The sequence below is a fragment of the Streptomyces sp. NBC_00388 genome (assembly GCF_036061255.1).
In the GTDB taxonomy this organism is placed as follows: domain Bacteria; phylum Actinomycetota; class Actinomycetes; order Streptomycetales; family Streptomycetaceae; genus Streptomyces.
Window position 1 is genome coordinate 4,097,325 of record NZ_CP107948.1, and the last position, 16,899, is coordinate 4,114,223.

General features: G+C 74.0%; 15 protein-coding genes. 12 read left to right on the forward strand and 3 right to left on the reverse strand.

Annotation, left to right across the window (positions count from 1 at the left end):
- Positions 1 to 109: 109 nt before the first annotated feature.
- The 8 genes from OG917_RS18445 to OG917_RS18480 all read left to right on the forward strand — a co-directional run bounded on the left by OG917_RS18445 (position 110) and on the right by OG917_RS18480 (position 9,786).
- Entirely contained in the window at positions 110 to 1,303 is a 1,194-nt protein-coding gene (locus tag OG917_RS18445) for a glycosyltransferase family 4 protein (RefSeq protein ID WP_328318705.1), read from the forward strand.
- Positions 1,300 to 2,793, forward strand: coding sequence for an exopolysaccharide biosynthesis polyprenyl glycosylphosphotransferase (locus tag OG917_RS18450; RefSeq protein ID WP_443058979.1), 1,494 nt, complete (start codon positions 1,300 to 1,302; stop codon positions 2,791 to 2,793). Before OG917_RS18445 ends, OG917_RS18450 begins: the two co-directional genes overlap by 4 nt.
- On the forward strand, positions 2,790 to 4,247 hold the full coding sequence (locus OG917_RS18455; RefSeq protein WP_443059087.1) for an O-antigen ligase family protein: 1,458 nt from the start codon (positions 2,790 to 2,792) through the stop codon (positions 4,245 to 4,247). Before OG917_RS18450 ends, OG917_RS18455 begins: the two co-directional genes overlap by 4 nt.
- The gene (gene murJ / locus OG917_RS18460) at positions 4,244 to 5,929 is read left to right on the forward strand and encodes a murein biosynthesis integral membrane protein MurJ (protein WP_328318706.1); all 1,686 of its coding nucleotides are present in this window, start codon (positions 4,244 to 4,246) and stop codon (positions 5,927 to 5,929) included. Before OG917_RS18455 ends, murJ begins: the two co-directional genes overlap by 4 nt.
- Positions 5,919 to 6,683: a polysaccharide deacetylase family protein gene (locus tag OG917_RS18465; protein WP_328318707.1), complete on the forward strand. Its 765-nt coding sequence runs from the start codon at positions 5,919 to 5,921 to the stop codon at positions 6,681 to 6,683. The genes murJ and OG917_RS18465 overlap by 11 nt, the downstream gene beginning before the upstream one ends.
- Entirely contained in the window at positions 6,680 to 7,843 is a 1,164-nt protein-coding gene (locus OG917_RS18470) for a glycosyltransferase (RefSeq protein WP_328318708.1), read from the forward strand. Before OG917_RS18465 ends, OG917_RS18470 begins: the two co-directional genes overlap by 4 nt.
- A 96-nt stretch (positions 7,844 to 7,939) precedes the next feature.
- A complete protein-coding gene (locus tag OG917_RS18475) occupies positions 7,940 to 8,635 on the forward strand; it encodes a lipopolysaccharide biosynthesis protein (protein ID WP_328318709.1) in 696 nt (231 codons plus the stop codon).
- Positions 8,635 to 9,786 carry a GNAT family N-acetyltransferase gene (locus tag OG917_RS18480; protein ID WP_328318710.1) on the forward strand — a complete coding sequence of 384 codons (1,152 nt, stop codon included), beginning with the start codon at positions 8,635 to 8,637 and terminating at the stop codon, positions 9,784 to 9,786. Before OG917_RS18475 ends, OG917_RS18480 begins: the two co-directional genes overlap by 1 nt.
- Positions 9,787 to 9,842: 56 nt before the next feature.
- Here the strand turns inward: OG917_RS18480 and OG917_RS18485 are convergent, their stop codons facing one another.
- The gene (locus OG917_RS18485) at positions 9,843 to 11,147 is read right to left on the reverse strand and encodes a glycoside hydrolase family 26 protein (RefSeq protein WP_328318711.1); all 1,305 of its coding nucleotides are present in this window, start codon (positions 11,145 to 11,147) and stop codon (positions 9,843 to 9,845) included.
- 159 nt (positions 11,148 to 11,306) lie between these two features.
- On the opposite strand from OG917_RS18485, the gene OG917_RS18490 reads away from it, so the two are divergent.
- Positions 11,307 to 12,710 carry a carboxylate--amine ligase gene (locus tag OG917_RS18490; RefSeq protein ID WP_328321999.1) on the forward strand — a complete coding sequence of 468 codons (1,404 nt, stop codon included), beginning with the start codon at positions 11,307 to 11,309 and terminating at the stop codon, positions 12,708 to 12,710.
- Positions 12,711 to 12,754: 44 nt separating this feature from the next.
- The gene (locus tag OG917_RS18495; RefSeq protein WP_328318712.1) at positions 12,755 to 13,249 is read left to right on the forward strand and encodes a DUF5949 family protein; all 495 of its coding nucleotides are present in this window, start codon (positions 12,755 to 12,757) and stop codon (positions 13,247 to 13,249) included.
- 52 nt (positions 13,250 to 13,301) lie between these two features.
- On the opposite strand, the gene OG917_RS18500 is transcribed toward OG917_RS18495, so the two are convergent.
- Positions 13,302 to 14,588, reverse strand: a complete 1,287-nt coding sequence (locus tag OG917_RS18500) for a cytochrome P450 (protein ID WP_328318713.1) — start codon at positions 14,586 to 14,588, stop codon at positions 13,302 to 13,304.
- A gap of 319 nt (positions 14,589 to 14,907) precedes the next feature.
- On the opposite strand from OG917_RS18500, the gene OG917_RS18505 reads away from it, so the two are divergent.
- The gene (locus OG917_RS18505; protein WP_328318714.1) at positions 14,908 to 15,399 is read left to right on the forward strand and encodes a tyrosinase family oxidase copper chaperone; all 492 of its coding nucleotides are present in this window, start codon (positions 14,908 to 14,910) and stop codon (positions 15,397 to 15,399) included.
- 19 nt (positions 15,400 to 15,418) lie between these two features.
- A complete protein-coding gene (locus OG917_RS18510; protein ID WP_328318715.1) occupies positions 15,419 to 16,279 on the forward strand; it encodes a tyrosinase family protein in 861 nt (286 codons plus the stop codon).
- Between the two features lie 126 nt (positions 16,280 to 16,405).
- On the opposite strand, the gene OG917_RS18515 is transcribed toward OG917_RS18510, so the two are convergent.
- A complete protein-coding gene (locus OG917_RS18515) occupies positions 16,406 to 16,693 on the reverse strand; it encodes a chaplin (protein WP_328318716.1) in 288 nt (95 codons plus the stop codon).
- Positions 16,694 to 16,899 lie beyond the last annotated feature (206 nt).

Sequence of the window (16,899 nt, forward strand, 5' to 3'; positions counted from 1 at the left end):
GTGTTTTCCCGGCGCGCTCCTCGTGCGGCCGGATTCGCGCCGCTGAGCCATCCGCTCCGCGCACCCCGGGGAGGCCGATCTCCGGGTCAGTACTACGAGAGCCGCACACGTGCTGCCAGAAAACAATTCTCCTGGAGACCGGCTGACGGTTTTCCACCTCGTACAGCCGGTGGATGGCGGAGTCGCCCGCGTGGTCACCGATCTGGTGCGGGCGCAAGTGGCCGAGGGAATCCGAGCAGTTGTCGCCTGTCCCCCCGGCGCGGGTCTGGCTGCGGCGCTCGCCGGGACCGGTGCCGATGTCCGGCCCTGGCCGGCCGGCCGGGAGCCCGGCCCCGGTCTGGCCGCGGAGACGGCCGCAGCCGCCCGGCTCATCCGCGCGGCCCGGCCCGACGTGGTGCACGCGCACAGCTCCAAGGCCGGTCTGGCCGCACGGCTCGCCGTCCGCGGACGCATTCCGACGGTCTTCCAGCCGCACGCCTGGTCGTTCGAGGCACTCGGTGGCGGGGCCGCGCGTCTCGCCCTGGCCTGGGAGCGGTACGCGGCCCGGTGGACCGAGCGTGTCCTCTGCGTCAGCGAGGCGGAGCGGCGGGCCGGCGAGGCGGCCGGGATCGCCGCCCGGTGGGAGGTGATCCGCAACGGCGTCGACCTGGAAACGTTCAGCGACAGCGACAGCGTCAGTGACAGCCGGGCCACCGCGGGCGACGGGACAGGCCCGGACTCCCAGGCGGCGGCGCTGGGCCCCGGGCCCGTCGTCGTCTGCGTGGGCCGGCTCTGCCGTCAGAAGGGGCAGGACGTACTCCTCAGGGCGTGGCCCCGGATCCTCCGCGCGGTGCCCGGCGCCCGGCTGGTGCTGGTCGGGGACGGCCCCGACCGGGCAGCGCTGACCGGCAGCGCCCCGCCCGGTGTGCTGTTCGCCGGGGCGGTCGACAAGCCGCTCGGCTGGCTGCGCGCCGCCGACCTCGTCGTCCTGCCGTCCCGCTGGGAAGGCATGGCGCTGGCCCCGCTCGAAGCGATGGCCTGCGGGCGGCCCGTCGTCCTCACCGATGTGAACGGAGCCCGGGAGAGCCTGCCGCCCGGTCACGAACAGCACGGGCTCGTCCCGCCGGACGACCCGGACGCGCTGGCGCACACGGTCGGGGCGCTGCTGGCCGACCCCCGGCTGCGGCAGTCGCTCGGCCGTGAGGCCGGAGCCCACGCCCGGGCGCACTTCGATGTGCGGCACACGGCCACCGCGGTCTCGGAGCTGTACTGCCGGCTCCCCGGGCTGAACCAATCCACGACGAGGGAGCGCATCAGCCGATGACCATGGACAGCGCACATGCTCCCCACGCGGGAGGAGGCGGGGGCGGTGGCCCGGCCACGGCCATGGAGCGGCCCGTGCCCGCGATCCACCCGCCGCGCACCGCGGACACCCCGCGGCCGGGGCCCGGCCGCCCGGCACGGCTGCGCCGGGCCCGCGCCGCAGCGCCGCTGCTCGTGGGCGACGCCCTCGCCCTGGCCGCCACCGGCGCGCTGGTGCCGGGGCTGCGGCTGGCCCCCCTGGTCCTCCTGCCGATGCTGGCCCTGCATCTGTCCCTGCAGCTTCGCGGCGGCCTCTACCGGCGGCGGATCTCGCCGTCTGCGCTGCTCGAACTGCCCGCTCTCCTCGGCCACGCGCTGGTGCTCTGGTGCACAGCGGCCGGCTGCCTCGCCGCCGTCGGGCCCTGGCGCGTCCTCGACTGGACGGTGCTGGCCACCGCGGTCACCACGCAGACCCTCGCCGGCTGCGTGGTGCGCGGCGTGGTCCATCAGCTGGTGCGCCTCGTGGCCGCCCGCCGCAACCACTCCACGCTGGTCATCGGCACAGGCCCCGCCGCTCAGCAGATCAGCGCCGCCCTCCTCGCGCACCCGGTGTACGGAATGCGCCCGGTGGGCGTGGTGGAGACCGCTCCCGCGGCCGATGCCGATCCCGCCGGCGGGGAGGGGGGTTCCGGCCTGCCCGTGCTGGCGGGCCATGAGGAGATCGCCCGGGCCGTCATCCAGACCACGGTCCGCCACGCGCTGTTCGCCGGCCCCGGCAGGACCGCTGCCGACGACGCCTCCCTGATCCGGCTGCTCGGCGGATACGGCGTACGGCTGTGGCTCGTCGACACGGCGGGGCCCGAGCACCGCCGGGTCTCGGCCGATCATCTGTGGGGGTTCGCCGTCCGCCCGCTGGACGCGCCGGTGCACCGCGCCGGCCGCTGGGGCAAGCGGGTCCTCGACGCCTCCCTCGCCTGCCTCGCGCTGCTCGCGGCGGCGCCCGTGCTGGGGGTCTGCGCGCTGGCCGTACGCCTCTCCGACGGGCCGGGCGTCGTCTTCCGGCAGGAACGGATCGGCATGGACGGGCGCGCCTTCACGCTGCTCAAGTTCCGTACGCTGCGCCCGGCCGACGACCATGAGTCGGCGACCAGGTGGAGCGTGGCGGCGGACCGCCGGATGAGCGCCGTCGGGAGCCTGCTGCGCCGGACCTCGCTCGACGAACTGCCGCAGCTGTGGAACGTACTGCGCGGTGACATGAGCCTGGTCGGCCCGAGACCCGAACGCCCCTACTTCGTCACCAAGTTCTCCGGCTGCCACCCCGGCTACCGGTCCAGACACCGGATGCCCGTCGGGATCACCGGGCTCGCCCAGGTCAGCGGATTGCGCGGGGACACCTCCATCGAGGACCGGGCCCGCTTCGACAACCACTACATCGACAGCTGGTCGCTCTGGCAGGACATCTGCATCCTCGTCAGGACCGCGGCCTCCCTCTTCCGGCTGGGGGGCAGCTGACCGTGACCGCCTTCCCCCCGGCCGCCGTGCTGCCCCGGCCGCGCACCGGCCGGCCCGCGCCGCGCATCCCCGGTCGGCTCGCCCACTGGTGGCCTGTGCTGCCCGTGGCCGCTCCGGTCCTGCTGCTGGCCGTCCCGGTCGAGTTCGGGAACGGATCGAGTACCTCCACCAACGTCTCGGTCGCGGACCTGGCTTCGGCGTTCCTGGTGCTGTTCTGCGCGGTGCGGCTGCTGCGCGGACGCTCCCGCCCGCTGAGCGCCGCAGCCGCGGCCGTGCTGGGCGCCCCGCTCGCCGGGCTCGCCGTCGCGACCGTCACCGCGGCCGACCCGGTGGCAGCGCTCCCCGGATTCGTGCGCTACCTCCAGGTGTTCGTGCTGGTGCCCGCGGCCGTCGTGCTGCTGCTCAGGGACGCCCGCGACTTCCGTCTGGTGGCCGCGGCCTTCGTCGTACTCGCCCTTGTCCAGGGCGGGTTCGGCGTGTGGCAGTACGCGACCCGCACCGGCGCCTCCTACATGGGCTCCGACATCCGGGCCGTCGGGACCTTCGGGCCCACCGACATCATGGGGATGGCCACCATCGTGGCGTTCGGGATGGTCGTCGCGACCGGGCTCGCGCTCCGCCCGCCACCCGGTGCGCCCCGCTGGGCGCGCCCGGCGGCCCTGGCCGCGGCGGTGGCACTGGTGGCCCCTCTCGCGTTCTCCTTCAGCCGCGGTTCGTGGATCGCCACGGTGGTCGCGGTGCTCGCCGTCGTGCTGTCGGCCGGGCTGCGCACGGCGGTGCGCGCCCTGGCCGCCGTGGTGGCCGTCGCGGTGGTGCTCGTCGGCGGTTTCGGGGTCGGCTCGCAGCTCATCAGCGACCGGCTCGGCTCGATCACCCAGGTCGCCGCCGCCCCCGACCAGTCGGTCACCGACCGGTACACGATGTGGGCGGCGGCGGTGAGCATGTGGCGCGAGGAGCCCGTCACGGGTGTCGGGCTCAAGGGATTCCCCGCGTACCGCGACGGACACGCCTCGCTGGGGCTCTCGTCCGGCTCCGACACGGCGGGTGCGGGTCACGCCTTCCAGCGCCAGCCGCTGCTCTCGCCGCACAACATGTACCTGCTGGTCCTCGGCGAACAGGGCCTCGTCGGGATCACCGCCCTGGCCGGCAGCTGGGCCGCGCTCCTGGCGGGCGGGGTGCGCAGACTGTCCGGGGCGCGCAGATCACGCCGGGCGGCCGCCGACTGCGGGCTCGTCGCGGTGGGGCTGATGGTCTGGCAGTCGGTCGACTTCCTGTACGCGGACATCGGCGGGCCCTCCACCGCCCTCACCGGCATCGTCTTCGGCCTCATCGCCTGGTGGGCGCTGGCCGGGCCGCGGCCCCCCGGGGCCGCGGCGCCGGACGAGGTGCCGGCGGGCGCGGTGCTCCCCGGTGCGGTCCGGACACCGGCCACCGTGCGGCCGGGCACCGTATGAACGAGACCACCACCGGGGCCGGAGCGCGCGCCGCCGCCCGGGCGGCCGTTTCCGCGCCGCCCGTCGCCGCCCCCGCGCCGCCCGTCCCGCACCAGGCGCCGCCCCGCCTCGGAAGGGTGCTGGCCAGGGCTGCCGCGGTCACCGCGGCGCTGACCATCGCCGGGTCGGTGCTCGGCCTCGTCCGGGACCAGAGCATCGCGCACCTCTTCGGCGCGGGCGGTGACAGCGACGCGTTCCTGATCTCGTGGACCGTGCCGGAGATGGCGTCCACACTGCTCATCGAGGACGCGATGGCGCTGGTGCTCGTACCGGCCTTCAGCCACGCGCTGGCCCGGCGGGCCGCGGGGGAGCGCCCGGACCCGGTACGGAGCCTGGTCGCCACCACGCTGCCCCGGCTGCTCGTCCTGCTCGGCTGCGTCACCGGGGCCCTCGTGCTGGGCGCCCCGGTGATCGTGGAGCTTCTGGCGCCAGGGCTTCCCGAGCCCGCCGTGGCCGTCGCGTGCACCCGGCTGACCGCCCTCACCGTGCTGTCGTTCGGCGTCACCGGCTTTCTCAGCGCGGCGCTCCGGGCGCACCGCAGCTATCTGCCGCCCGCCGCCATCTATGTGGCGTACAACGTCGGCATCATCGTGACCATGGTGGTGCTGCACTCCCTGTGGGGGGTGCGTGCGGCCGCGGCCGGAGTCGCCGCGGGCAGCTTCCTGATGGTGCTGGCCCAGCTGCCCGCCTTCGTCAGGCACCTGGCCGTACGGCCGGCCGGCCCCGCGCAGCCGGACGCCGCGCCACCGGACAGGCCCGCCGGGCGGCCCGCGTTGCTCGGCCGGGCTCTGGGGCTCGGTGTGCTGGCGCCCGTCGTCCTGTTCACCGTCTGCCGCCAGTCCCAGGTCCTCATCGAGCGGTTCCTGGCCGCCTCGCTGCCCGTCGGGTCCATCTCGCACCTGAACTACGCGCAGAAGGTCGCGCAGGTGCCGATGATGCTGTCGCTGATGATCTGCACGGTCACCTTCCCCGTCGTGGCCAAGGCCGTCGCCGACGGCGAGGGCGACCAGGCGCGGCGCCGGGTCGAGCGCGATCTGGCGCTGGCCGGGGTCGTGGTGCTGACCGGCACCGCGCTCGTCGTCGCCTACGCCCCGCAGATCATCGATGTCCTCTTCCAGCGCGGTGCGTTCAGCGCGGGCGACACCGCGACGACCGCGTCCATCATGCGGATCTACGCGCTCGGGCTGCTGGGCCAGTGCCTGGTCGGCGCGCTGGGCAGGCCGTTCTTCTCTGCGGTACGCCCCACCTGGTTCCCGGCCGCGGCGATGGCCGCCGGGCTCCTCGTCAACGCGGTCGCCGGGGCGTTCGCCGTCGGCCCGTGGGGGGTGTACGGCATCGCCGCTTCCAACGCCCTCGGGATCACCGTCACCGCCGGGTTCCTGCTCCGCGGGCTCGGCTCGCGGGTCGTCTCCATCCATGTGCGCGGCGTCGTCCTGACCCTCGCCAGGCTGTCCGCCGCCGCGGCCGTGGCCTGTGCGGCGGGCCTGCTGCTCGGCCCGCTGGTGCCCGGCGCGCTGCCGAGCCTGGCAGCCGGGTGCCTGCTGGTGCCCTCCGTTTTCGCAGTGGCGGCACTCGCGCTGCGTGCCCCCGAAGTCGTCGGCCTGCTCGACCTCACCAAGCAAAGGTTCCGTCATGTCCGCTGACACGGCGTCCCGCGACGCTGCCACGCCCCCCGCCCCGCCCCGTACCCAGCCGTGGATCCTGATGTACCACTCGGTGGCCGACCCCACCGACGACCCGTACGGCATCACCGTCTCCCCGGAGCGCCTCGACGAACAGCTGCGCCTGCTGGGCCGGCGAGGGCTGACCGGTGTCGGCGTGGGCGCTCTGCTGCGGGCCCGCGCCGAGGGGCGGGCCCGCGGGCTCGTCGGCCTGACCTTCGACGACGGCTACCGCGACTTCACCGATCACGCGCTGCCGCTGCTGCGGCGGCACGGATGCACGGCGACCGTCTTCGTCCTGCCCGGCAGGCCCGGCGGCGAGAACGCCTGGGACGCGCTCGGCCCGCGCAAGCCGCTGCTGTCCGAGGACGGTGTCCGGGCCGCGGCGGCGGCCGGCATGGAGATCGGCTCGCACGGCCTCTGCCACCAGGACATCACCGCGGTCACCGACGACGAGCTGCGCGAGGAGACCCGGGGGAGCAGGGAACTGATCCGCCGGATCACCGGGGTCGCACCGGAGGGCTTCTGCTACCCGTACGGCACCATCGACCGGCGGGCCGTCGACGCCGTGCGCGACGCCGGTTACACCTACGGCTGCGCCATCGCCCCAGGACCGCTCGCCGCGGACCACGCGCTGGCCCGCACCCACATCAGCCACGCGGACCGCGGGCTGCGGCTGACCGTCAAGCGGAACCTGCACCGGCTGCGGCAGCTGGCTCCCGGAGCCGGCCGGTGAAGGTCCTGCACATCATCACCGGGCTCGGAGTGGGTGGCGCGGAGCAGCAACTCCGGCTGCTGCTGCGCCGGTTGCCCGTCGAGTGTGATGTCGTCACACTCACCAACCCGGGACCGGTCGCCGACGGCCTGCGGGCCGACGGGGTCTCCGTCACACACCTGGGGATGCGCGGCAACCGCGACCTCGCGGCGCTGCCCCGGCTGGCCCGGCTGATCCGCCGCGGCCGGTACGACCTGGTCCACACCCACCTGTACCGCGCCTGCGTGTACGGCAGGATCGCCGCCCGGCTGGCCGGGGTCCACGCCACGGTCGCCACCGAACACTCCCTGGGCGAGCGGTACATCGAGGGCCGCCCGTTGACCTGGTCCACCCGCGCCCTGTACCTGCGCACCGAGCGGCTGGGGTCCGCGACGGTCGCGGTTTCGGCGACCGTCGCCGACCGGCTGCGCGGCTGGGGGGTCCCGGCGCGGCGTATCCATGTCGTGCCGAACGGCATCGACTGCGAGCGTTTCCGGCACGACCCGGAGGTACGGGCCGCCACCCGGGCCCTGCTGGGCATCCCGTCCGGTGCCTTCGTGGTGGGCGGAGTCGGCAGGCTGGTGCCGGGCAAGCGCTTCGACCTGCTGGTACGGGCGGTCGCCGCGCTGCCCGCGGTCCGGCTGGTGCTGGCCGGGGACGGGCCGGAGCGGGAGACGCTGGAGGCGCTCGCCGGGCGGCTCGGCGCCGGGGACCGGGTCCACTTCCTCGGCGAGTGCGACGCGCTGCCCGACGGCCCGCACACCGGTCCGACCGTCCCCGCCGTCCTGGACGCGGTGGACGTGTTCGTCTCCGCGTCCGCTGAGGAGTCCTTCGGGCTCGCCGTCGTCGAGGCGCTGGCCGCCGGTCTCCCGGTCCTGTACGCGGCCTGCCCCGCTCTCGACGACCTGTCCGCCCGGCCTGTGCCCGGCGCGGTGCGGTTGCCGGGCGGCGTCGAGGCGATCGAGGCCGCGCTCCGCCACCGGCTCGACCTCGGGGCACAGCGCCTGGAGCCGCCGGACGTGGTCGGCCACTACGACATCGCGCGCAGCGCGGCCGGTCTGCTCGGGGTGTACGGGCACACCGTCGCGGCGGCTCCGCGGGTGCCGCGCGTACGCCCTCCGTTCGTGACGCCCGTGCCGTGACTCCGTCCCGTGCCGCGCCGCCCTGCCCGCGCCCGCTCCGTGACACCCACGACCACCCCCACACCCACGAACACACCCACGAAGAAGTGAGCCCCCATGCCTGATTCGCCCCGCGAAGACCACCGCGCTGTCCCCCGGGCCGCCGGACGGGCGGTCCGCCGCATCGCCGCCGCCCTGCCTGCCTGGTGGCCGCTGCCGCTGTGCGCGCTCATCGGTGCGGTCGGCGGTGCGTCGTACGGCGCGCTCGCGTCGCCCGACTACGCCGCCACCAGCTATGTCATCGCGGTGCCCGCCAAGACCGCCGACCCCGCCACCGCCCTCGGCTTCGCCCAGGCGTACGGCCGTATCTCCACCAGCACTTCGACCCTCACCGCCGCGCAGAAGGCGGCCGGGGTCCCCGCGAGGACACTGGGGCGGCACGTCAGGACCGAGACCTCGCCGGAGTCCCCGATGATCGGGATCACCGGCAGCGCGACCCGCCCCGGCAAGGCCGCCGACATCGCCAACGCCGTGGCCGGAGCACTCACCCGGAGCGGCAACGGCGCGGCCGGCAACACCGGCGTCCGGCTCGTCCAGTTCTCCAAGGCCCTCGCGCCGTCGTCCGCCGTCTCGCCCTCGGTCCCGCTCGGCCTCGCCGTCGGCGGCTGCGCCGGCGGCCTCGCCGGGGCCCTCGTGCTGCTGGTGCGCCCGCGACGCAAGCAGTGGAACACCGGCACTGGGGTCCCGGCACCTGCCCAGGCCACCGGGTCCGATGCGCTCGCCGAGCCGGTCCAGCCGAAGGAACACGTCTGATGGCGGTGGCCACCGGGCCCGGTCTGGCCGTGACGCTGTGCCGCGACGAACGGCAGTTCGCCGCGCTGGAGACCCAGTGGACGGCGCTGCACCGCGGCTCCGCCACCGCCACCCCGTTCCAGAGCCACTCCTGGCTGTACTCCTGGTGGCTCTCGTACGGCACACCGGGCCGGCTGCGGGTGGTGCTCGTGCGGCGCGACGGACGGCTCGTCGCCGCCGCGCCGCTGATGCTCGCCCACCGGCCGCTGCCGCTGCTCGTGCCGCTGGGCGGCGGTATCTCCGACTTCTCGGATGTCCTCATCGACGGCTCGCAGCCGCCCGGCACGCTCACCGCGCTCGCCGAGGGGCTGCTCAGGGCAGCCCGGCACGCCGTGATCGACCTGCGCGAGGTGCGTCCGGGCGCCGCGGCCGAGCGGCTCTTCGACTGCTGGCCGGGGGTGCGGCGCAGGCTGGACGACTCGGTCTGCCTCGAACTGCCCGCCGAGCCGATCGACCAGCTGGTCAACCGGCTCGCCTCAGCGCGGGCCCAGCGGGTCCGGGCCAAGCTGCGCAAGCTCGACGCGCTGCGGATCGAGGAGCGCGCCGTTCTGGAGCACGAAGTGCCGGACACCGTGCGGGAGTTGCTGCGGCTGCATGAGCTCCAGTGGCGGGGGCGCGGTGTCACCCCCGAGCATCTGAGACCCCGGTTCGCCGAGCATCTGACGCGCGCCACCCAGCGCATGGTCAGGGACGGCGACGCGGCACTCACCGAGTACCGGCTGGAGGGCGCGGTGGTCGCGGCCAACGTCACGCTCCAGTCCGCGCAGCTCAGCGGCGGATATCTGTACGGAGCCGATCCCCAGCTCCGTACCCGGAAGGTCGACGTCGCGACGATGCTGCTGCGCCGCGATGCCCGGCAGGCCGCCGAGAGCGGCCGGACCGTCATCAGCCTGCTGCGCGGCACCGAGCCGTACAAGAGCCACTGGCGCCCGGCCGTCGTGACCAATCAGCGGCTGCTGCTGGCGCCGGCCGCCCTCGCCCCGGTGCTGAGCGTGTACGCGGCCCAGCTGGCCGGGCGCGATCTGGCGGCCGGTGCGGTGCGCTCCCTCGGGCCCGTGGCGCGCGAGTGGCGCACCCGGCTGCGCGGCGGGCGGGCGGACGGCGACCGGTGACAGGTCGCCGCCCGCCGGCCGGGGCGGTCCGTCCGGCCGGCCCGCCCCGTACCCCGTCAGTCGGACGGCAGGGACACGCAGATCTTCCGGGGCTTGAACCAGGGGCTCGCCCACTCGCCCAGGTCGACCCGGACGCACCACTGCTTGGGGCTGTTCGGCTGCGGCTCGGTGGGCGGCTGCACCGGCGGCCGGGTCGGGGTCGGCTCCGTGCTGGGGTGCGTGCTCGGCTTGTCCGGAACCGGCTTGGCCTCCTCGGACACCGTGGTCCGGAAGACCTTCGACGCGTCGGGGTTCTCGTCGCACTGCCACACACCGTGCGGGCAGTAGTCCGTGATCGTCTGGTACAGCGGTTTGTGCGCGTCGAACCAGGCCAGCATCCCGCGCATGTAGGCGGTGTTGTCGCCGTTCCGGTAGAGCCCCCACTCGGGGTAGGAGATCTGCTTCTTGTGCGCGGCGGCGAAGTCGACCTGGGCCTGGAGCCCGTACTCCCCCTTCACCTGGTCCTCGAACGTGTCGCCGGGCGGCTGGTCGTACGAGTCCATCCCCACGATGTCCACCGTCTTGTCACCCGGGTAGCACCGCGTCCAGGGGATGTCGTCCCTGCCGCGGTTGGGCGTGAAGTCGAACTTGAACTTCTGGCCGGGGACGGAGCGCATCGCGGTGACGATCCGGTTCCAGTACGTCTTCCAGCCCTGCGGGTCGGGGCCGCAGCGGTGGGTGTACGTCGTGCCGTTCATCTCCCAGCCCAGCACGATCACCGTGTCGGGCACCCCCAGCTTCACGAGCCGGGTCGCCAGCTTGCGGTAGTGGTCGTCGAAGTCGCCCTGGGCCCCCTGTTGGATGAGGTCCCGCACCTCGTCGTCGGAGACACGGTCCTCGTTGTGCTCCTGCATGGGCACGTTGAGCACGAACATCCGGTCGGACCGGGCACGCCGCCACTTCGCCCAGGTGGCGAGGAAGTCGGGTTCACCCTCGATGTTCGACCAGACGTCGCCCGGCAGGTAGGTGTGTCCCACCCGCAGCTCCGCACCGCCGAGCCACTGCGAGAGGTCCGCCATCCGCGCGACCCCCTTCGGCCCGTAGTCCAGGTACGCGCCGATCGCCGGGCCGAGGTCCTCCGGCACGGCGTCCCCGGGCACCTGCGCTGTGTCCCCGGGTACCTGCGCGGGGGCCTCCGGCACCCGCGCCGGGGCCTCGGGCACCGATGCGGGGTGCTTCGCAACCGCGGCGGCGGGCCCGGTCGGGGGCGCCGGAGGCGTGGGCGTGGGCACTCCCTGTGCGCCCCCTGCACCGGATACGAGAAGGCCGGTGGTCGCGGCCGCGATGCATGCGCCCTTCAACCGACGTCCTGGATGCGGCATGGGCCTCTCCTCGTTGACTCGTGCAGGCGGCGGGCCTGCGGGCTCACTCGCCAGTGATCAAACCGTCCCCCCGAAGGGCCGCCCGGGCGCGCTGCGCTGGGCCATCGGTGCGTCCCATGACCCTCAGTCAGCTCCATCCAGGTGAAAGACGTGACGTCCATGCCACCGCTCGACGCCGGGCCGCCGGTGCCCGCACTGCTCGTCCGGCTCGACCGGAACCCGCTGCACCACGGGACCCTCGGTGCCGTCAGATCGCTGGGCCGGGCGGGGGCCGAGGTCCACGCCCTGGTCGAATCGGCGCGCAGCCCGGTCACCCGCTCCCGTCATCTGCACGCCGCCCACCTCGTACCGCAGGACCGTATGACCCGCGACCTCTTCCACCGCACCCTCCTGCGGATCTCGGAACGCATCGGGCGCCCGGCCGTGCTGATCGCCATGGACGACATCAGCGCCATCCACACCGCCGGGCTGGCCCCGCGCCTCGCCGGGCGCTACCTCCTCCCCGCACAGCCGCCCGGCCTCCCGGGCCGCCTCGCGGACAAGGCCGAACTCGCCGCGCTCTGCGCCGAGGTGGGCATCCCCCACCCGGCGACGGTCGTCCCCGCCTGCGCGGCCGACGCGTCGGCGGCCGCCCGGGAGCTGGGGCTGCCGATGGTCGCGAAGTGGAGCAGGCCCTGGCTGCTGCCCGGTGGCTCAGGGCTGCGCAGCACGACCCTGGTCCACTCGGCGGCGGAAGCGGTGCGGCTGTACGAGCGGCGCGGCACAGCGGGGAGCCGGCTGCTGCTCCAGCGGTATCTGCCGTACGGAGCCGGCGGGGACTGGTTCTTCCACGGGTACTTCGCCGGCCCCGACCGCTGCCTGGCGGGCGGGACCGGGCAGAAGGAGCTCTCCTGGCCGCCGCGTACCGGCCTGACCGCGGTGGGCAGGCGGCAGCCGAACCAGGAGGTGGAGAGCGCGGCCCTGCGGCTCGCGGCGCATGTCGGCTACCGCGGCATCCTCGATCTGGACTTCCGCCGCGACCCGTCGGCGGGCGGCTTCCATCTGCTGGACTTCAATCCGCGCCCCGGAGCGCAGTTCCGCCTCTTCACCGACCGGGCGGGGCTCGACGTCGTCCGCGCGCAGTACCTGGACCTCACGGGCCGCCCCGTGCCGCAGAGCGAGGCGGGGCCGGACCGGCTCTTCGTCGCCGAGAACTACGCGCTGCTCTCGCTGCTCGCCCCCGGCTCAGGACCGTGGCCGCCCGGCCGGTTCCGGGGTGTGACAGGCGGGGTCCTGGCCGGCGCCGAGTGCGCGTGGTTCGCGCGCGACGACATCCGGCCCTTCCTCGCGATGGGAGCGGTCTGGTGCGGCCGGGGCCTGCGCAAGGCGGCCGGGCTGCTGCACGTGCCGGATCCGGTGGCCCCGTCCCCGCGTGTCCCCGCCACCCGGGTCTCCCCCGACAGCGTGGCGGGTTCCGGGCAGGAAGCCCGGCGGAGCGGTGCGGAGGGCCGGCCGGTGACCCAGGGCCCCGGGCCGTACGCCCTGACTGATGGTTTGCGGCCCGGGGTTCCGCCATCCGGGTGAACGGCCACCGTGGGCGCCCCGGCCCGCCACTAGGGTGCCGAGCCATGACCGCATCCCACACCGCCACAAGCAGTGTCCAGCGAGACCAGTTGGGCACCCTCTCCGTGCTCGCCTGGTCCGGCGACCCCGAAACGAACAACACGCCCTATCTGCTGGCCTACTCACTCGGTGACGGCAAGGACGGTGCCGAGGCGGGCACGGCTGCCCTGCGCACGCTCTTCGGTGAGCTGTGCCTCCCGGTGGGCAGCTCGCTGGCCGACGGTTCCCGGGCGGGGTTCCCGGTCAGGCTGCTCGTCGAGGGTGGCCAGGCCGCCGTCAACATGCCGTATCTGAGCGCCCAGTGCCCGGTCCCGCCGGAGTGGCTGCAGGCCGTGGCGGACCGGAGCGAGGTGCACTTCATGTTCGCGAGCAAGCCGTGGCCGGAGGCCAGGCCGGGCCGGCCCGTCTCCGAGGAGCTCCTCCGCTCCTACGTCGGTGACGAGGCCATGCTCTCGACGTCCGCGCACTGCCTGCTGCCGGTCACCCAGCTGCGGAAGTGACGCCGCCGGTACGCGGGGCGGGGCCGGGGGACGCGATCTCCCGGCCCCGCCGTCACGGTGCGGGCGGGTCGAAGGCGAACGGCAGAGCCCGCACCCTGTTGTCGAAGTTCGAGCCCGCCAGGTCCGGCAGACCCACCGCGCGGAGCGCCAGCGGGCGGCTCAGCAGCTCCCGGAAGAGCGCCTTGATCTCCTGCCTGGCCAGATACGAGCCCAGGCAGAAGTGCGGGCCGCCGCCCCCGTACCCCAGATGCGGATTGGGGCTGCGGGTGATGTCGAAGGTGTCCGGGTCGGTGAAGACACTCGCGTCGCGGTTGGCGGACGCGTAGTAGAGGACCACCTTGTCGCCCGGGACGAAGACGTGCCCGCCGAGCTCGTACTCCGCCCGTACCGTCCTGCGGAACTGGATGATCGGTGTCGAGTGCCGTACGACCTCGTCGACCGCCCCGTCGGCGTACCGCTCGAAGTCCGATGCGAGCAGGGCCCGCTGCTCCGGGTTCTCGGTCAGCAGCGTCAGCGCGTGGGTGATCGCGTTCCGGGTGGTCTCCACGCCCGCCACCATCAGCAGCGAGAAGAACGAGCCGAGACTGCGGGCGTCGAGCCCCCGCCCGTCGACATCGGCACGCACCAGGGCGGAGATCAGGTCGTCGGTGGGGCGGCGCCGCCGCTCGCGGCCGAGCGACGCCATCATCAGGTGCATCCGGGCCAGCGCGCGCAGCCCGCGGCCGGGATCGCGCAGCCGGGCGCCGATGCTGCGCTTCACGCCCGCGTTCTCCGACGCGTGGTCGATACGGTCCGCGATCCCGGCGCGGTGGCGTTCCGGGATGCCCATGAGGTTGCAGATGACCTCGAACGGCATCCGCGAGGCCACCGACGGCACGAAGTCGCCGGGCCGCTGCGCGACCATGTCGTCCACGACGCGCGCCGCGACACGGCGGATGTCCTCGTCGGCCGCGGCCAGCAGCCGGGGTGTGAAGGCCCGGGCGACCACCCGGCGGTGCCGGGTGTGGCGCGGGGCGTCCATGTTGACCATGGACTCGCCGAACAGGAACCTGACCCAGCGGGCTGGCTCCGGTGTGGTGACGCCCGGGGCGCTGGCGAACACCTCGGGCAGCCGGCTCGCCCGGACCACGTCGGCGTGGGTGACGAGCGCGTAGAACCCCTGCGCGGGCCGGCGGCGGGTGGCGGGGCGCTCCGTGAAGTACGCCGGCCGGTCGAGCTTCCTGAGCGCGGCGAAGGCGTCCAGACGTGCGGGGCGGGGCAGTTGCCAGAACGCGGGGTCCGCGAGGTCCGCCTCCGGCGGGTGGGCCTGCCGCACGCCCTGCTGTGCAGGAACCTTCATCTGCCGGTGTCCTTCCCCGCGGGCCGAACAGCCCTGGTCCGGCGGCCATCGTGGCGTATCCACCGCCGTTCGGACCGCGCCTGTCCGGGGCGTGCGGGCAAGTTCCCTTCACTGCGCCGGACATTCCCCCCGTACGGCCGAACGGCCGCCCCGCAGGGAGCAGCGGAGTGAGCCGGAGCCGCTGGTCGGCGCGCCGGTGCGGTCACTTGTCTGAAGAACTGTTTCCTCGGCTCGTCGTTGTCACCGACGAGGCGCGGCCCGGCATGCACCAGGCACTGCGGGAGCGTTGCTCGGCGGGGTGAATTCGGAAGGAGCAGGGATGAGGACGTCCACACGCACCACGGCAGTGAGCGGGCAGGGGGGACTGCCGCCGCGCGAGAACCGGGCCGGGCGGCCGGGTCCGGCGGACAGGTCGGTTCCGGTGTCCCGCCGCGGCCTCCTGCGCGCCCTGTTCACGGTGGGCGCGGTGGGCGGTACGGCAGGAGCGCTGGCCCCGATCGTGCGATCCGGCGCCGAGAGCGGCGCGGGCGACGACGGGAAGGGCATCCTGTCACCGGGTCCGCCCGCGGAGCTGCAGGACGTGTTCGACGAGATGTACCGGGGCCGGCGCATCAGGGGAGGCACGGCGGGCGACTCCACCGAGGCGACGGTCGACGGCAGGCCGCTGCACATCATGCGGCGGGCCGACGGCAGCTACCTCAGCATGGTCGACCACTACGAGTCGTATCCGACGCCCCTCGCGGTGACACGCGGCGCTGTCGACGAACTGGGCACGGCCCAGCTGTCGTTGACGCCCATCCGGCAGCTCTGACCGGGAAGGTCCCTGACCCGTGTACACGCGCAAGAACCAGAAGCACCTCACCGCTGCCGAGAAGAGGCGGTTCGTCTCCGCGGTCCTGGAGGTCAAGCGCTCCGGGCAGTACGACGACTTCGTCCGGACGCACGGCGAGTACTACGTGCCGGACGGTTCGCGGGGAAAGCGCGTCGCGCACATGGCGCCCACCTTCTTCCCCTGGCACCGGCAGTTCGTGCTGGAATTCGAGCGTGCCCTCCAGGCGGTCGACCCCGGGGTCACCGTGCCCTACTGGGACTGGACGGAGGACAACACCCCGGCAGCCGCGCTCTGGGGCCCCGACTTCCTCGGTGGCAACGGGCGGAGCTCCGACCAGCAGGTGATGACCGGCCCCTTCGCCCACCGCGAGGGGGACTGGGAGGTCAGCGTCGGCGTGACCGACAACAGGTTCCTCACCCGCAACTTCGGCCGCCCCGCCCGCCCGGTCTCGCTGCCGACCAGGGCCGACCTGGCCCGCGCCATGAGGGAGCCGCTGTACGACGCGGCCCCGTGGGACTCCACGGTGCGGCGCGGTTTCCGCAACACCTTCGAGGGCTGGTCGGTCGGGAACGGCCCGCCCTGGCGCAACCACAACATGGTGCACCGCTGGGTGGGCGGGGCGATGAACAGCGCGACCTCGCCCAACGATCCGGTCTTCTGGCTGCACCACTCCTTCTGCGACCTGGTCTGGGACCGCTGGCAGCGGGCGCACCCGCACGCCGGTTTCCTCCCCGCCAGGAAGCTGGCCCCCGGCGATCCGCAGAGCGGCCGGATCTTCAGCCTGGACGAGCCGATGGAGCCGTGGGGCGTCCGGCCTTCGTCGCTGATGAGTCACGCGTCCCTCTACCGGTACGCCTGAGAGCCCGGACACACCGGTGGCGGGCCCGGACACACCTGTGGCCGTCCCCTCCGAGGGGACGGCCACAGGTCGCGGGTGGTGCGGATTCCCGCTGATTCAGCTCGGACGGACCGGTGAGCCGGTCTCTCAGTTGCCGTAGCCGTCGTCGCCGTAGCCACCGTGGTGGTGGTGCTGGTCGACGTTGGCGCAGGTGTTGCCGAACGCCGGGTTCAGCAGACCGACGACGTCGACGGTGTTGCCGCAGAGGTTCACCGGGATGTGGACCGGGACCTGGACCTGGTTGCCGGAGATGACACCCGGGGAGCCGACAGCGGCACCGTGGGCCCCGGCGTCGGCGGCGGCCAGACCGGCGGAGCCGGCCAGGACGGCGCCGGTGCCCGCGAGTACGGCAGCGGCCTTCGCGATACGCGACATTTCGTTCTCCTTGGAACAGTGGAACGGAACATTCAGGGTCAGCCGCAGGATTCACGGTGTGACGTGTCGTTCAACGCCGTAGCGCACGGGCGGTAACGGTGACGATCAAAGTCACGGGTCCGGCGGCCGCCGTGCGGACCCTGGCGCGGAGAGCCAGAGTGGATGTGCGGCACCGGGACATACGCGGCATGTGTGGGGTCATGCCT

What these genes read in the sequence shown, in the direction of transcription:
- OG917_RS18485 (WP_328318711.1), bottom strand. Translation starts at nt 11,147, where the DNA reads ATGCCGCATCCAGGACGTCGGTTGAAGGGCGCATGCATCGCGGCCGCG.
- OG917_RS18450 (WP_443058979.1), top strand. Translation starts at nt 1,300, where the DNA reads ATGACCATGGACAGCGCACATGCTCCCCACGCGGGAGGAGGCGGGGGC.
- OG917_RS18495 (WP_328318712.1), top strand. Translation starts at nt 12,755, where the DNA reads ATGACCGCATCCCACACCGCCACAAGCAGTGTCCAGCGAGACCAGTTG.
- OG917_RS18475 (WP_328318709.1), top strand. Translation starts at nt 7,940, where the DNA reads ATGCCTGATTCGCCCCGCGAAGACCACCGCGCTGTCCCCCGGGCCGCC.
- OG917_RS18490 (WP_328321999.1), top strand. Translation starts at nt 11,307, where the DNA reads ATGCCACCGCTCGACGCCGGGCCGCCGGTGCCCGCACTGCTCGTCCGG.
- OG917_RS18515 (WP_328318716.1), bottom strand. Translation starts at nt 16,693, where the DNA reads ATGTCGCGTATCGCGAAGGCCGCTGCCGTACTCGCGGGCACCGGCGCC.
- murJ (WP_328318706.1), top strand. Translation starts at nt 4,244, where the DNA reads ATGAACGAGACCACCACCGGGGCCGGAGCGCGCGCCGCCGCCCGGGCG.
- OG917_RS18500 (WP_328318713.1), bottom strand. Translation starts at nt 14,588, where the DNA reads ATGAAGGTTCCTGCACAGCAGGGCGTGCGGCAGGCCCACCCGCCGGAG.
- OG917_RS18505 (WP_328318714.1), top strand. Translation starts at nt 14,908, where the DNA reads ATGAGGACGTCCACACGCACCACGGCAGTGAGCGGGCAGGGGGGACTG.
- OG917_RS18465 (WP_328318707.1), top strand. Translation starts at nt 5,919, where the DNA reads ATGTCCGCTGACACGGCGTCCCGCGACGCTGCCACGCCCCCCGCCCCG.
- OG917_RS18480 (WP_328318710.1), top strand. Translation starts at nt 8,635, where the DNA reads ATGGCGGTGGCCACCGGGCCCGGTCTGGCCGTGACGCTGTGCCGCGAC.